14 protein-coding genes and 1 pseudogene are annotated in these 14265 nt (G+C 61.3%); 4 read left to right on the plus strand and 11 right to left on the minus strand.

The window, feature by feature from the left end:
- Positions 1–32 precede the first annotated feature (32 nt).
- The 3 genes and pseudogenes from FTO60_RS07135 to FTO60_RS17645 form a co-directional block, all read right to left on the minus strand.
- Positions 33–973: pseudogene (locus FTO60_RS07135) on the minus strand (site-specific tyrosine recombinase XerD).
- Positions 970–2523, minus strand: a complete 1554-nt coding sequence (locus FTO60_RS07140; protein WP_148055309.1) for a hypothetical protein — start codon at positions 2521–2523, stop codon at positions 970–972. The pseudogene FTO60_RS07135 and the gene FTO60_RS07140 overlap by 4 nt, the downstream one beginning before the upstream one ends.
- 2 nt (positions 2524–2525) lie before the next feature.
- The gene (locus tag FTO60_RS17645; protein ID WP_172623831.1) at positions 2526–2678 is read right to left on the minus strand and encodes a hypothetical protein; all 153 of its coding nucleotides are present in this window, start codon (positions 2676–2678) and stop codon (positions 2526–2528) included.
- Between the two features lie 186 nt (positions 2679–2864).
- Between FTO60_RS17645 and FTO60_RS07145 the strand changes: the two genes are divergently transcribed.
- The gene (locus tag FTO60_RS07145) at positions 2865–3428 is read left to right on the plus strand and encodes a shikimate kinase (RefSeq protein WP_148055310.1); all 564 of its coding nucleotides are present in this window, start codon (positions 2865–2867) and stop codon (positions 3426–3428) included.
- Positions 3425–4549 carry a 3-dehydroquinate synthase gene (gene aroB / locus FTO60_RS07150; RefSeq protein WP_148055311.1) on the plus strand — a complete coding sequence of 375 codons (1125 nt, stop codon included), beginning with the start codon at positions 3425–3427 and terminating at the stop codon, positions 4547–4549. The genes FTO60_RS07145 and aroB overlap by 4 nt, the downstream gene beginning before the upstream one ends.
- An 18-nt stretch (positions 4550–4567) precedes the next feature.
- On the opposite strand, the gene FTO60_RS07155 is transcribed toward aroB, so the two are convergent.
- Genes FTO60_RS07155 through FTO60_RS07165 form a run of 3 tightly spaced genes read right to left on the minus strand, consistent with a single transcriptional unit; the run spans position 4568 to position 5501 of the window.
- Positions 4568–4783, minus strand: coding sequence for an N-acetyltransferase (locus FTO60_RS07155; protein WP_148055312.1), 216 nt, complete (start codon positions 4781–4783; stop codon positions 4568–4570).
- Between the two features lie 18 nt (positions 4784–4801).
- Positions 4802–5029 carry a hypothetical protein gene (locus FTO60_RS07160; protein WP_148055313.1) on the minus strand — a complete coding sequence of 76 codons (228 nt, stop codon included), beginning with the start codon at positions 5027–5029 and terminating at the stop codon, positions 4802–4804.
- Complete coding sequence (locus tag FTO60_RS07165; RefSeq protein WP_148055314.1) at positions 5013–5501, minus strand: single-stranded DNA-binding protein; 489 nt, start codon at positions 5499–5501, stop codon at positions 5013–5015. The genes FTO60_RS07160 and FTO60_RS07165 overlap by 17 nt, the downstream gene beginning before the upstream one ends.
- A gap of 184 nt (positions 5502–5685) precedes the next feature.
- Between FTO60_RS07165 and FTO60_RS07170 the strand changes: the two genes are divergently transcribed.
- Positions 5686–6285 (plus strand): lytic transglycosylase domain-containing protein, encoded by a 600-nt coding sequence (locus tag FTO60_RS07170; RefSeq protein WP_148055315.1) that lies wholly within the window; start codon positions 5686–5688, stop codon positions 6283–6285.
- Positions 6285–6686, plus strand: a complete 402-nt coding sequence (locus FTO60_RS07175; RefSeq protein WP_148055316.1) for a hypothetical protein — start codon at positions 6285–6287, stop codon at positions 6684–6686. The genes FTO60_RS07170 and FTO60_RS07175 overlap by 1 nt, the downstream gene beginning before the upstream one ends.
- Positions 6687–6767: 81 nt before the next feature.
- Here the strand turns inward: FTO60_RS07175 and FTO60_RS07180 are convergent, their stop codons facing one another.
- The 5 genes from FTO60_RS07180 to FTO60_RS07200 form a co-directional block, all read right to left on the minus strand.
- Positions 6768–8852, minus strand: coding sequence for an ABC transporter ATP-binding protein (locus FTO60_RS07180; protein ID WP_148055317.1), 2085 nt, complete (start codon positions 8850–8852; stop codon positions 6768–6770).
- Between the two features lie 4 nt (positions 8853–8856).
- A complete protein-coding gene (locus FTO60_RS07185) occupies positions 8857–10308 on the minus strand; it encodes an ABC transporter permease (RefSeq protein WP_148055318.1) in 1452 nt (483 codons plus the stop codon).
- 11 nt (positions 10309–10319) lie between these two features.
- Complete coding sequence (locus FTO60_RS07190; protein WP_148055319.1) at positions 10320–11366, minus strand: ABC transporter permease; 1047 nt, start codon at positions 11364–11366, stop codon at positions 10320–10322.
- A 95-nt stretch (positions 11367–11461) separates the two neighbouring features.
- Entirely contained in the window at positions 11462–13129 is a 1668-nt protein-coding gene (locus tag FTO60_RS07195; RefSeq protein ID WP_148055320.1) for an ABC transporter substrate-binding protein, read from the minus strand.
- Positions 13130–13395: 266 nt separating this feature from the next.
- Positions 13396–14208, minus strand: coding sequence for an AraC family transcriptional regulator (locus FTO60_RS07200; protein WP_148055321.1), 813 nt, complete (start codon positions 14206–14208; stop codon positions 13396–13398).
- Positions 14209–14265 lie beyond the last annotated feature (57 nt).

The raw sequence follows: 14265 nt of genomic DNA on the forward strand, positions 1-14265 counted from the left end.
GTGTCACGTTATGGGGCCGCAAGGGCGGCGCTTCAAGATGCGTCGTCATCCTTTGCGAGCGGGTGATGCGTCAAGACCAGATCGCGCAGCCGTTCATCCAGCACATGGGTGTAGATTTCCGTGGTCGCCACATCGGCGTGGCCCAGCATGGTCTGGATTGCGCGCAGGTCCGCGCCGCCCGCCAACAGATGCGTGGCAAAGGCATGGCGTAGGGTGTGCGGGGTGACCTTGGCCGCAGATACACCGCCGCGCACCGCCAATTCCTTGATCAGCGTATAGAATCTGTGGCGCGTCAAATGGCCCGCCTTGCCGCGCGACGGGAACAGGAACCGCGACGGCGGCGTGCCCTTGGCTTTGGCGGCTTCCGCGGCGGCGTCCCAGTCGCGCAACCAACCCGCCATCGCCGCGCGCGCGGGGGGGACAGCGGCACCATGCGCTCCTTGTCGCCCTTGCCGCGCACCAGCAGCATCGCCGGATTGCCGCGCGCCGCACTGACGGGCAGGGACACCAACTCTGTCACGCGCATCCCCGTGGCATAAAGCAGTTCCATCAGGCAGGTATTGCGGGCCGTGTCACGACCACTGTCGCGCGCGGCGGCGATCAACCTGTCCACCTCGGCGATATCAAGGGTCTTGGGCAGGCGTTTGTCACGGCCCGGCCCCTTGATCTGGATCGCCGGATTGTCGCTGCGCCAGCCTTCTTCAAAAGCAAAGCGGAACAATTGCTTGATCGCCGACAGGCGGCGCGCGCGGGTCGATTTGGCCAGCCCCTGACCCTCGCATGCAATCAGATAGCCCTCGATGTGGTCTTGGGTGGCTTTGTCGAAATCCAACCGGCGGTGCGCCAGCCAGCCCGCGAAATCCTGCAAGTCGCGGGCATAGGCCAGTTGGGTGTTGCTGGCCGCGTCCAGTTCGGCCGCCTGCGCCTCGAGAAAGGTCTGCACCCAGCGGGCCATATCGGCGGGGGCCGTCATGACTGGCGCGTCAGGATCAGATATTCCAGCGACAGGCGGCGGGCAAAATCCTCGAGCCCGACCGCACGCAGAAACGCCAACGCATCCCGCACATCCGCGTGCGAAGACACAACCCCTTCGTTAAAGGCCCCCATCGCGCGCAACACGGCCTCGCCCAGCTTGCCGCTGCTGGCCATCTGCATCAGATCGGGGTCGGGGGGGGCGCCGTTAAAGGCGGCGAAAACGGCCGCCTGCTGCGGCCCGGCTGCGCGCACATCAGACAGATCGCCGCGCGCGACACCATGCAGGAAAATGTCGCGTTGGCTGGCCAGAGTGGCGGCCAGGGCCACGGATTCATACGCTGGTGACAACAGGCCGATCTCCGTGGCCAGTTGGGCGGCATCGCCGTCAAAATCCATCGCCGAGAGCTGCGGCTGATACTGCGTGGCAAAGGCGGTTTCGATCTGCGCCTCAAGCATGGCATCCCAGGCCGCGGGCAGGGCGGCAGCGGCGGCCTCTGCGTCACCGCTTTCCAGCGCGCGATCAAGGCGTTGCACGGCCGCGACCCGTTCCCACACCCCGCCCGACGCAGCAGGGCGGCGCGCCAGATAGGTGCCAAACACCTGGTTGGGATCAATGGCACCGGTGCGGGCAAGACGTTCAGCGGCCTCAAGCTGGGCCTTCCAACCGGTGGTCGAGCGCAGGTCGGCATGGGCAAAGGCGCGGGGCAATCCGTCCACGGTCATCGGCTCGCCGATGGCTTCGCGCATCCGAAACACCAGCGGGGTCGTGCGTGTGGGCGCGGGCAGGGCCGGTTCGCCTTCGAAAAGATCGGGGTCAAGGAATCGCGACAAAAGCGCGTCTTCCTCCTCGGCGATGTCACCAAGGGCGCGACCGGTGTTCAGGGTCAGGGCTGCCGCCGACCAATCACCGTTGCGGGCAAGGCAAAAGATGCGCGCCGCCGCGGTGGGGGCCACATCGGGGCGGGTGCGCATCATGGCACAGGCCGCATCTTCGGTCCCGGTCAAAAGCGAGACATCAAACCAGCGGCGAAACAGGGCGGGACTGTCGGGATTGGCTACCTCAAGAAGGGCCTGTGCGGGGTCAAGCGCACCCATATCAAGCAATTTGTCAACGCGGGCGATGAACAAGCGGCCCTCGGGGCTTGCGCCCAAGGGGGCATCGCCCTCGGCCAAAAGCAGGTTGCGCAACAGCGCCTGCATCGCGGGCAGACCGTCAACGCGCTGTGCCTGCACCAGCGTCACCAGCGTATCCTCGGCGCTGCCACGCCACAGATCGGCGGGAAATCCTGTCACATCCGAAGACAGCAACCCCACACGGTCGGGCGACGGGCTATCGAGACGGGATACGGACACTTCGGGCGTCAGCGCGGACTCGGCCACTGGTGGTTCATTGGGGGTAACGGTCGGGCGCGTGCCTGGCGATGCGGTCACCACCGGGGTGGTCACACTGTCCGACAGCCAGTCAATCGCCGAAAGCGGGGCATCGTCTTGTGCGACTGCGGGCAAACCGGTTGCCAAAACCAAAACACATGCCGCACAAATCCGCATACCTAATCCACATCCAGGGTGACGGGTTTTGTCACCTCTTCCACCGGGGCTGCAAAATCGGCCGGAAAAAATATCGGGCCGACATAAGCATAGGCGATCAGCGCCAGTGCCGCCAGAACCACAAGAAACAGCAAAAACTTGATCAAACGCCACATCTTTGGTCCATCCTTTTGCCTTTGCCCCGAATGGCGGCCTGATTTGCCACCTTGGTCGGGTTTATATATGGCCTTTTGAGCAAGATCACGCCATTCAGTTGGAAATTTTTTCATTCGGCGGCAGTGCGCCGACAACTCCGCCGACAGATGGCGCCGAAAATCAGGGGACGAAATGGCAGGTTGGCCATGACCACAGGGATACCGCGATATGACCTGCGCCGCACGGTTGTGCTGGTGGGGCTGATGGGCTGTGGCAAATCGGCCATCGGGCGCGCCCTGGCGGCCCGCCTTGACGCCCCCTTTCTTGATTCCGACCAGGAAATCGAAGCGGCGGCCAATGCCAGTATCGCCGAGATTTTTGCCCGTGACGGCGAAGCCTTCTTTCGTGACCGTGAAGCGGAAGTGATTGCGCGCCTGCTGCGTGGTGCGCCTTGCGTTCTGTCAACGGGGGGCGGGGCATTTCTGGCCGCGCGCAACCGCGAGGCGATTTCACAGCGGGGCGTGTCGGTCTGGCTGAATGCCGATCTTGATGTGCTTTGGGACCGGGTGCGTCACAAGACCACGCGCCCGCTGCTGCGCACCAGCGATCCGCGCGCCACGCTTGCGGACCTTTATGAGGCGCGCAAACCGGTCTACGAACTGGCGGACCTGCATGTGCGCTCGCTGCGCAGCTATTCCATCGCCGAGATGACCGACCGCGTGATTGACGCGCTCGCCACGCGGCCCGATATCTTAGAGGTGGCCCCATGACACAATTGCGTGAAACTGTCCGTGTGGACCTGCCGGGCCGCGCATATGACATCGTGATCGGACCGGGGGTGCTGGCCCAAGCGGGCGATCTGATCGCGCCGCTGCTGCGCCGCAAACGGGTCGTGATTGTCACAGATGAAAACGTCGCGGCCGCGCAGATGCGCAGCTTACAGGATGGTTTGCAGGCCGCGGGTATCACGTCCGAGGCGCTGATCCTGCCGCCGGGCGAGGCGACGAAAGGCTGGGAGCAGTTCAGCCGCACCGTGGAATGGCTGATCGCGCAAAAGGTCGAGCGCGGCGATGTCGTGATCGCCTTTGGCGGTGGCGTGATTGGCGATCTGGCGGGCTTTGCCGCCGCCGTTGTGCGCCGCGGCGTGCGGTTCGTGCAAATCCCCACGTCGTTGCTGGCGCAGGTCGACAGTTCGGTCGGCGGCAAGACCGGCATCAATTCGCCCCTTGGCAAAAACCTGATCGGTGCCTTTCACCAGCCCAGTCTGGTGCTGGCCGATACCGAAACCCTTGGCACGCTGGCCCCGCGCGATTTCCTGTCGGGCTACGGCGAGGTCGTGAAATACGGGCTTCTGGGGGATGCGGATTTTTTCGACTGGTTAGAGGCGCTGGGGCCGGCATTGGCGGCAGGCGACATCGCCGCGCGGGTGCAGGCGGTCAAGCGGTCCTGCGAAATGAAGGCCGCGATCGTGCAGCGCGACGAGACCGAACAGGGAGAGCGCGCATTGCTGAACCTTGGGCATACGTTTTGCCACGCGCTCGAGGCGGCAACGGGCTATGGCGACCGCTTGCTGCACGGCGAAGGCGTGGCGATTGGCTGCGCCCTGGCGTTTGAACTCTCGGCGCGTATGGGGCTTTGCAGTCAGGAAGACCCAAGCCGCGTGCGCGCCCATCTGCGGGCGATGGGGATGAAGGTCGATCTGGCCGATATCGAAGGTGATTTGCCCGATGCGCAGGGGCTTCTTGACCTGATGGGACAAGACAAAAAGGTCGTGGACGGCAAGCTGCGATTTATCCTTGCGCGCGGGATCGGTGAGGCCTTTGTGACCAGCGACGTGCCGCAGGACAAGGTGCTGGGCGTGCTGCGCGATGCGCTGGTGTTGCGCGGGTAAGGTGGGTCAAGACCCAGGTTACCGGGCGGTCGCGCGCCGGATTGCCATGCCGAATTTGTCGTCGCAGGAAAACCCGACAGACTCGTAGAACCCGCGCGCGCCGCGTTTCTGGCCGGTCAGCAGCATGACCTTATAGGCCCTCTGCGCCCAAGCGTGATCAAGCGCCGCCTGCATGGCGCGGCGCCCCAACCCGCGCAAACGGTGGGTCGGGGCCGTCACGACATTTTCAATCAGACCGTATGGGCGCCCGCCTCATGTCACACTCGGCAAAAGGTGCAGCGTGCACATGGCGCGTAGGGTGTCATCGACCAAAACGCCGAACACGGTCGTTCCGTCATGCGACACGACCCGCGCGAACATCTGCGCATCCCCGCCCTTGGGGCCGGTGGTGAGCACATCAAAAAGCGCAAGCGCGCCCTGTGTATCCGCCAGTGTCAACGGGCGCGTCACCCAAGCCAAAGCCCTAGAACGGGATTTCATCGTCCATGTCGCCGCCACCGGATGGGCCACTGTCATAGCCGCCGCCCGAGGACGATCCGCCGCCGCCAGAGCCGCCGCCCGATTGATCGGCCATATAGCCGCCACCGCCGCCGCCCTCGCTGCGCCCATCCAGCATCGTCAACGTGCCGTCAAAGCCCTGCAAGACCACCTCGGTGCTGTAGCGATCAGCACCGGACTGGTCCTGATACTTGCGGGTTTGCAGCTTGCCTTCGATGTAAACCTTGGAGCCTTTCTTCAGGTATTGCTCGGCGATGCGCACCAGCCCTTCCTGAAAAATAGCGACGGAATGCCATTCAGTCTTCTCGCGCCGCTCGCCGGTGTTCTTGTCTTTCCATGTCTCGGAGGTGGCGATGCGCAGATTGCATACCTTGCCACCGTTCTGGAATGTCCGCACTTCGGGGTCGCGCCCCAGATTGCCGATAAGAATGACTTTGTTGACTGATCCGGCCATGTGCGTGTCTCCCTCACGAATCCGATAATTCTGGTGCATCTTACATCACCCCAGAATGGTGAATGAAAGGATAATCACCCCCCGTAAGGCCAGATTCGCAATGCCAAAGCGGCGCAAAAGCATCTAAGTCTGGAAATTGTGCGCACGCTGGGTTAACTTTCGTGCAAGATGTTGGGGGACAGAGATGTTCAAGTTTGTTGCTGCCGCGCCGGGGGCTGCCCTTGCGCTCACGGCGGTGTTCACCACCGGGCTCGCGGCTGAGACGCTGTCGACGCGGTCGCGCACAACGCTTTTTTCCTCTCAGATCGAGGTGTTGGACGGGCGCGCGGCGGCGCAATATTCCGGGTCCGTGCGTTTGCAGCCGCCGCGCGTGGAGATCCCGTCAGCCGCCGGAAGCGGCCCGCAATATAACGGGCGCTATGCCGGTCCCTATCTTGATATGGCGCGCAGTGCCGCGCGGCGCAATCGCGTGCCCGAAGACCTGTTCCTGCGTCTTGTGCATCAGGAAAGCCGCTGGAATCCGCGGGCGCGCAGCCGTGCGGGGGCCTTGGGTCTTGCGCAATTGATGCCCGCCACAGCGCGGCGGTTGGGGGTTGATCCCTTTGATCCTTATCAAAACCTTGACGGCGGCGCGCGCTACCTGCGCCAGCAATACGAGGAATTCGGGACATGGCGGCTGGCCCTTGCAGCCTATAACGCGGGGCCGGGGGCGGTGCAGCGCTATGGCGGCGTGCCACCCTACCGCGAGACCCGCAACTATGTGCGTGTCGTCTGGGGCAGCTGATGAAGGGCGTCTGGCGCTATGTTTTTCTGGGCATCGCGCTGTTTGTCGCGCTGATTGGCGGGATCGTCTATCTGGCAATCCGCCTGACCCAGCCTTACGTCGATGTGGTCAAGCAACAGGGCGCGGCACTGTCCCAGGGCGACGGGGCGGCGGCCTATGATGCATTGGCCCTGACCACCCGCGATCAGATCAGCGAAGCCGAATTCGTGATCATGATGCAGGATCTGGGCCTCTGGGAAGACAGCGGGGAATACTATTTCAATGCGCGCAATGTTGAGAATGGCGTGGCGCGATTAAGCGGCACCTATACCCGCGCGGATGGTGCCGTGATTCCCGTGACCTTTGTGATCGTGCAGGAACAGGATGAAATGCGGATCATTTCATTCCAGTTCGGGGCGTAGATTTTCGCATTAAACCAATATTTTGCAAGGTGACCCTCATGTATCACATGAAGTGCAGGGCGGTATCCGCCCCGCCGCCTGTCATTCCGCTGCGATCTTGATCACCGGTTCCATATTGGCCAGTTCCTCGTCGCTGAGGTGGCATTTGATCTGGTGACCTTCGGCCAGCGTGCGCACCTCTGGCACGTCGATCTCGCAGCGATTGCCGGGCACCTTGCCTTTCCAGCCGCAGCGGGTCTGAAACGGGCAACCGCTGGGCGGGTTCATGGCTGACGGGATATCGCCCTCAAGCACGATGTGCTTTTTCTGGACCTTTGTATCGGCGATGGGCACGGCAGATAGCAGGGCCTCGGTATAGGGGTGATAGGGTGGGCTGAACACCTGATCGGTGGTGCCCAGTTCGACCACATGGCCCAGATACATCACCATCACGCGATCCGACAGATAGCGCACAATCGACAGATCGTGGCTGATGAACAGCAGCGTGGTTTTCTCCTCGCGCTGGATTTCCATCAGCAGGTCGGTCACGGCGGCCTGCACGGACACATCCAACGCGCTGACAGGTTCATCCGCCACCACGATCCGCGCACCGCCCGCAAAGGCGCGGGCGATCCCGACACGCTGCTTTTGCCCGCCCGACAGTTGCCGCGGCATCCGGTCGGCAAAAGCGCGGGGCAGTTTCACAAGGTCCAGCAGGGTCAGCATCCGGTCGCGTCTTTCGCGATCATTCGCGCCGATTCCAAAGATTTCCAGCGCCCGCATGATCTGGCGCCCAACGGTCATCGACGGGTTCAGCGTGTCAAACGGGTTCTGGAACACCATCTGCACATCGGCCACCGTGCGGGTGTCGCGCTTCTCGATCGGGGTGTCCTGAATTTCGCGATTATCCAGCAGGATTCGCCCCTCGGTCGCGGTTTCAAGGCCCATCAGCACCTTGGCAAAGGTAGATTTACCGCAGCCGGATTCGCCGACAATGGCCAAGGTTTCGCTTTCGTGGGCCTCGAACGACAGGGTTTCGTTGGCCTTGACCACCTTCTTGTTGGCCCCGCCAAACAGCGCGCTGGCCGAGACCTCGTAGTATTTCTTGAGGTTGTCCATCGACAGGACGACCTTGCCGATCGCGCCTTTTTCCTTGGCCTGCGCCACGGTGATGGGCGCGTTCCAGTCGATCTCCTCGAACTTCAAACACCGGGTCTGGTGGCGGTCATTGCCTTCAACCAGCGACATCGGGATAAAGCCCGCATCACAGCGCCCTTCTTCAAAATAGTCGCAGCGCGGCCCGAAATTGCAGCCCTGAGGGCGTTCATGGGGCAGGGGAAAGTTGCCGGGGATCGCCACAAGCGGGCGCGCGTTCTTGTCTGCACCGGGCAGCGGAATCGAGCGGAACAGCGCCTGCGTGTAGGGGTGCTGCATTTCATCAAACACGTCTTCGATCGAGCCGCGCTCGACCGCTTCGCCGGAATACATCACGCAGATGCGGTCGCAGGTTTCCAGGACCAGCCCCAGGTTGTGGCTGATAAACAGCATCGAGGTGCCGTATTTCTTGCCCAGATCCTTGACCAGTTCCACGACAGCCGCTTCGACCGTGACGTCAAGCGCGGTGGTAGGTTCATCCAGGATCAGCAGCGAGGGTTTCGACATCAATGCCATCGCGATGACGATGCGCTGCTGTTGTCCGCCCGATAACTGGTGCGGGAACGAATTGAGGATGCGCGCAGGGTCGGGCAGCTTCACATCGGTGACCACCTCGAGCGCGCGTTTGTAGGCTTCTTTTTCGCCGACCCCTTCGTGGATCATCGGCACTTCCATCAACTGTTTTCCGATCCGCATGGCCGGGTTCAGCGATGCCATCGGTTCCTGATAGATCATCGCGATCTGGCTGCCGCGAATGTCGCGCAGTTCCTCGCTTGTCATTTCGTTCAGGTTGCGGCCCTTGAACTTGATCGAGCCGCCAACGATGCGCCCGTTCACACCCAAATCCTGCATCACCCCCAGCGCCACGGTGGATTTACCGCAACCGGATTCACCTACAAGGCCCAAGGCCTCGCCCGGTTGAATGGTCGCGGAAAAATCCATCACGGCGGGAATTTCACGAAGGCGCGTGAAAAAGCTGATCGAGAGCTTGTCGATCTCGAGGATCGGTCCGTCATAATCCCATGTTGTCATCGGCTTAATCCTTCAGGCTTTCTTCGCGGAGGCCATCGGCCAACAGGTTCAGACCCAGCACCATCGACAGCAGGGCAATCGCGGGTGGCATGGCGGGGTGCACGTAGATCAGCAGCAGCTTGCGCCCTTCGTTGATCGTGCTGCCCCAGTCAGGGCTTTCGGGTGGCAGACCAAGGCCAAAGAACCCCAACGTCCCCAGCAGGATCGTGGTATAGCCGATGCGCAGGCAGAAATCGACGATCAGCGGGCCACGTGCGTTGGGCAAAATCTCCCAGAGCATGATATACCACGGGCCTTCGCCACGGGTTTGCGCCGCGGCAACATAATCGCGCGTTTTGATATCCAGCGCGAGGCCGCGCACGATACGGAACACGGTGGGGCTGTTGACGAAGACAACCGACACGAACACCACCAGAATGCCGCCAGGAATGTTGATCCAATCAAGCGCGGCGGGCCAGATATCAAGCGGCGATCCATCCTGGCTGATCACGCTCAGGTATATCCATGCCAGCGGGATCAGCACCACGGCGAGCAGGATCATGTTACGGCTGGGTTGCGTGCGGAATCGTGAATTGATCAGCACCCCGAAAAAGATCAGCGGGAACAGGAACAGGAACGCCGCCATGTAGTTGGGCAGGCCCGTTGCGACGATTTCGGGCGTCACCAGCAGGTAAAACAGCAAGATCACCGGAAAGGCGAGGATCAGGTTGGCAAGGAACGACAGTGTCGTATCAAGCTTGCCCCCGTAATAGCCCGCAGGCAGGCCCAGTGTGATCCCCACCATAAAGGCAAAGATCGTCGCCAGAGGCGCAATCATGATGACGATCACCGAGCCTTGGACCACGCGGCTAAAGATGTCGCGTGCAAGGTTGTCACCACCCAGCAGGTAATGCGGATAGAGGTCTTCGCTGCCAGCGGGCAGGGGCGTGCCCGGCACCTTGTTCTTGAGGCCGGAAATCTGCGCCAGCGGATCGTGGGTGGCGATCAGGTCGAACACACCGACGAAAATTGCCGTGAACACCCAGAACATCACCAGCGCAAAGCCGATCATGCCGATCATGCTGTCAAACAGCTTGCCGTAAAGGCCAAGGCGGCGCTTGAACATGATCGACAGGGTGAATGTTGCGACCAGTGCGATCCAGACGGGGATGAACCTTTTTGACATTTCGCCCAGGATCCCGGCCTTGCCATCGGGCATCAGCAATCCGCCGACCACATAGACGACGATCACCACGACCAGCGCCAGAAACAGCCATTTGACGGCGTTTTCGACCATGCCGAATGTGCCGCCCCGTTTCATCAGGGTGCCATCGGCGTTCGATTGCAGTTTCACCTCGGCGGCGAAAAAGCCCATGATGATCTGTGCCACCACGGCCAGTGCAAAGGCGACAAACAGCGCCTGTGCAACGGGGTTGAGGATGGTTCCAAGAGAGCCTGTCCAGCTAAGCATATCCATGTTCTGCCCCTTTACGAAATTCTGATGCGTGGGTTGAGGAACACATAACCGATGTCGGAAATCAGTTGCGTGACCAGAACCACGATCACTGAGACGACAGAAACGCCCAGCAAGAGTTCAATGTCATTGTTGCTTGCGGCCTGCACCAGCGTCCAGCCAAAGCCCTTGTAGTTGAACAGGGTCTCCACGATGACGACGCCGTTCAGCAGCCACGGGAATTGCAGCATGATGACGGTGAAGGGTGCGATCAGCGCGTTGCGCAGCGCGTGCTTCATCACGATATTGGGAAAGCTGACCCCTTTCAGACGCGCGGTGCGGATGAACTGCGCATTCATCACTTCGGTCATCGACGCCCGCGTCATCCGCGCGATATAGCCCATGCCATAAAGCGCGATCGTCAGCACCGGCAGGAAAAAGTTGCCAAAGGTTGCATCATCCATCGCCGATGTCGCCGTGCCCTTGAACCACTGCATTCCGAAAGTCGCCGTGGCAAAGACCGAGATGAACACAACACCCGATACATATTCCGGCGTCGCCGTGGAGACGATGGACACGGTCGAGAGCGAGCGGTCAAGGCGCGACCCTTCGCGCATCCCCGCCAGCACGCCGATGATCAGCGCACCGGGCACCATCAGCAGCATCACGTAAAACATCAACTTGCCTGTCAGCCACAGGCGGGTGCCGATAATGCTGCCGACCTCATCCTTGAACACGGTGCTTTCGCCCCAGTCGCCCTGTAGAACGCCGCAAAAACGTGGGGTATCTTCGGTGGGGGCCTGCGCGCCTGCGCAGCGCGCGCGGGTGTCGCCATCCGTGCCCTCGATCACATACCCCGGCAAAATGCCCAGCCACTGCCCGTATTTGACCGGCGTGGACTGCAAATACCCGCGATTGCCCAGATAGCTTTCGACCGCCGCTTCGGACATGCGAAAGTTGCCTTGGGTCTTGGCAAGTTTTTCAAGGTTCGGAAAAAGGTTCGTCAGAAAGAAGACGATGAAAGTCAGGCATAATGCCGTGAGGATCATGACCCCCAACCGGCGGAGAATGAACAGTCCCATAAAAGCCCCTGTTGGCTGTGCCGGTCAGTCATTGCTGGCCGGTCATATTAGGAAAGGCCGCCCCGTTGCGGGGGCGGCCTTTGGTTCGTGCAGCCCTAGGCGGCGATGCCCATCTTATAAAGCTGGGGCAGATAGGCGATGTGCATTTCCATGCCCACGAAACCCGGCTTGGCGTGGCGATAAAGCGACCGCCAGTAAGGCTGGAGCGTGACACCCTCGTCGCGCATGATCGTCTGCAGTTGGGCCATCACTTCACTGCGCGCCCCGGCATCGGCAATCGCGTTTGCCTGATCCAGCAGGGCATCGAATTCAGCGTTGGCGAACGCCGCTTCGTTCCATGCCTCGCCCGAGCGATAGGCCAGACCAAGGATCTGGGTGCCAAGCGGGCGGTGGTTCCAGTTGGTCGAGGAGAAGGGATACTTCGTCCAGTCGTTCCAGAACGTGCTGCCCGGGATGATCGTGCGCTTGATGTTGAACCCGGCGTCGCGCAGCTGGGCTGCAACGGCATCGGTCGTGTTCTTGCGCCAGTCATCATCAATCGAGGAAATCTCGAACTCGAAATCGGCCATGCCGGCCTCTTGCAGCAGGGCCAGGGCGCCTGCGGGATCGTAATCCAGCGCTGGCACATCGGCGTATTCGGGATGCATCGGACCCACGTGCTGGTTCTTGGCAACCACACCGCGGTTGGCATAGCCCAGCTCAAGGCAGACCTCGTTGTTGACGGCCATCGCGATGGCGCGGCGCACGCGCACATCTTCATAGGGTTTGACGCCGTTAACCTCGGCTTGCTGGTTGGGACGGATGACGATGGTCGCGCCAGAGGCGACTTCGGAACCTTCCCAGCCGATACCTTCGACAACATCGACGAAATCACCGACGGTTTCATAGAATACGTCCACCTCGTCGGAGGCCGCAGCGGCGACCCAGGCCGAAGGATCCGTGCCGTAATCGATGAATTCGATACGGTCCAGATAGGCGCCTTTGCCGGCGGCGTAGCCCCACCATTCATGGCCTTCGTTGCGCACCAACACGGCCTTGACGCCCACTTCCATGCTTTCAGGAAGATAGGGACCAGTGCCAATCGGGTTGCCAAGCATATCATCGGCGTTGTGGCTGGCGTGATAGATCGCAGCCGGATAATCGGACATGCCCGCAATCAGGGTGATGTCGGATTTTGGCAGGTTCAACTGCACGGTGTGGCTGTCGGTAACCACGATGCTGCCCTCGATCGCCTGACCGCTGTCAGCGTCGATCAGCGCCGCAAAACGGCCCGCCATCGAGTTGCCTTCGGCGGCGCTGTCACACCAGTCGGTGATCACGCGGGCCACGTCTTCGGCAGTGAAATCGTCGCCGTTGTTCCACTTGACGCCCTGACGGACATTCAACGTGTATTGGGTGGCATCGTCGTTGACGTCCCAGCTTTCCAGCAACATCGGCTCGAACGAACCGTCGCTGTTGTATTCAACCAGATATTCTATCCAGCCGGACGTGATATAAGCGATCTGGGTCCAGTCAAATGTGCGCGGATCCTTTAGGGCGCGGACTTCGATCTGCATGCGGATCGTGCCGCCCTGTTGGGCGTGGGCGGCGGCCTGCACGGGGGCGGACAGCCCCAGCATGCCGTATGCCGCTGCCGTAGTGACGCCAAGCGCGGTTGTGCGGGCCAGAAATTCGCGGCGGCTGAGTTTTCCAGCCTTGGCGTCGCGCGTGTAGATTTCGGCGGCAGGATGCACGGGCTTGCCGGAAAGGGTTAGGTGCGTCATTCGTTTCTCCCTGTGACACATTATTTTATCCATGAGTGTCGGGGCGGTTGCAGAAACCGGCTGTCGCCAGTGTTGGCTCCCGCAAATCATCCCCCTCATCAGATGCGCATTGCGCACGTTTTTCGGGGTGCGGTCAATGCACGCATTCGGCATTTGACGTCACGTTTGCGACGTTCGCATATAACAAAAGCGACATCAACCGGTGAGCGGGCCTGATGCTGCGCTGCGGCTTTTCGTGCCGCGATGCAGCGAAGTAGGGCCTTGTTTTACAGGTTAATCAGCTGCCCCATCGGCCCCTTGCGTCGGAATTCTGACGGGGTCATACCCGCCTGCGCCTGAAAGCTGCGGGTGAAATAGGCCGCCGAGGCAAAGCCAAGCGCGGCCGCGATCTGGCGCACGGGCACCTTGGTCTGGCGCAGCATCATGCGTGCCTCGAACAGGATGCGATCATTGAGCAGGGCCAGCGCTGATTTCCCGCAGCTTGCCTTGCAGCACCGCGTCAGATGTGTGGGCGTGACGCCCAGCGCGGCGGCGTATTGGGCAACCCCAAGGTGGCGGCGAAAATCCCGCTCGATCAGATCGGTATAGGCGGCGACCAGTCGCGCGGCGGCGGTGGTGTGGCGGCTGTCGCTGGAGTCATGCATCGCGATCTGGCGTTCAAAGAAGACCGACAGCAGCCCCGCATGATAATGTGCGGCCCGCGTATTGCCCGGACGATTGCTTTTTAGCTCGCGTTCCAGGTTGTCAAAAAGCATGGCCAGTTCCTTTTGCTGCACAACATCGCGCAGGCGCAGGTGCATGCGCGCGGCGGGCCATTCGCTTGCCATCGCCGGGGGAATTGTGACCATCTGCCCGAACACGGTCGGCCCGACCTCGAAACCATACATGGTATGGGCGGGGATAAAGATCAGATTGTTGGGGCCATAGCCGCTGGTCAATCCTGCCACGGTAATGCGGCCCTGACCCTTGTTGATGAAAATCAGGCGCGGGCTGGTATGACTGCGCATGGCCTCGGTGCGCCACCGCCCGTGGTGGGCATTCTGGGCGACAGGGGCGAGGGCAAGCGTGGTATCAGGCATGATCTGGTCCCAAATTGCATTTGTGAAACTTTTAACCTATTCTAGCATGAAATCAAT

This window comes from Octadecabacter sp. SW4 (genome assembly GCF_008065155.1).
Lineage (GTDB): Bacteria > Pseudomonadota > Alphaproteobacteria > Rhodobacterales > Rhodobacteraceae > SW4.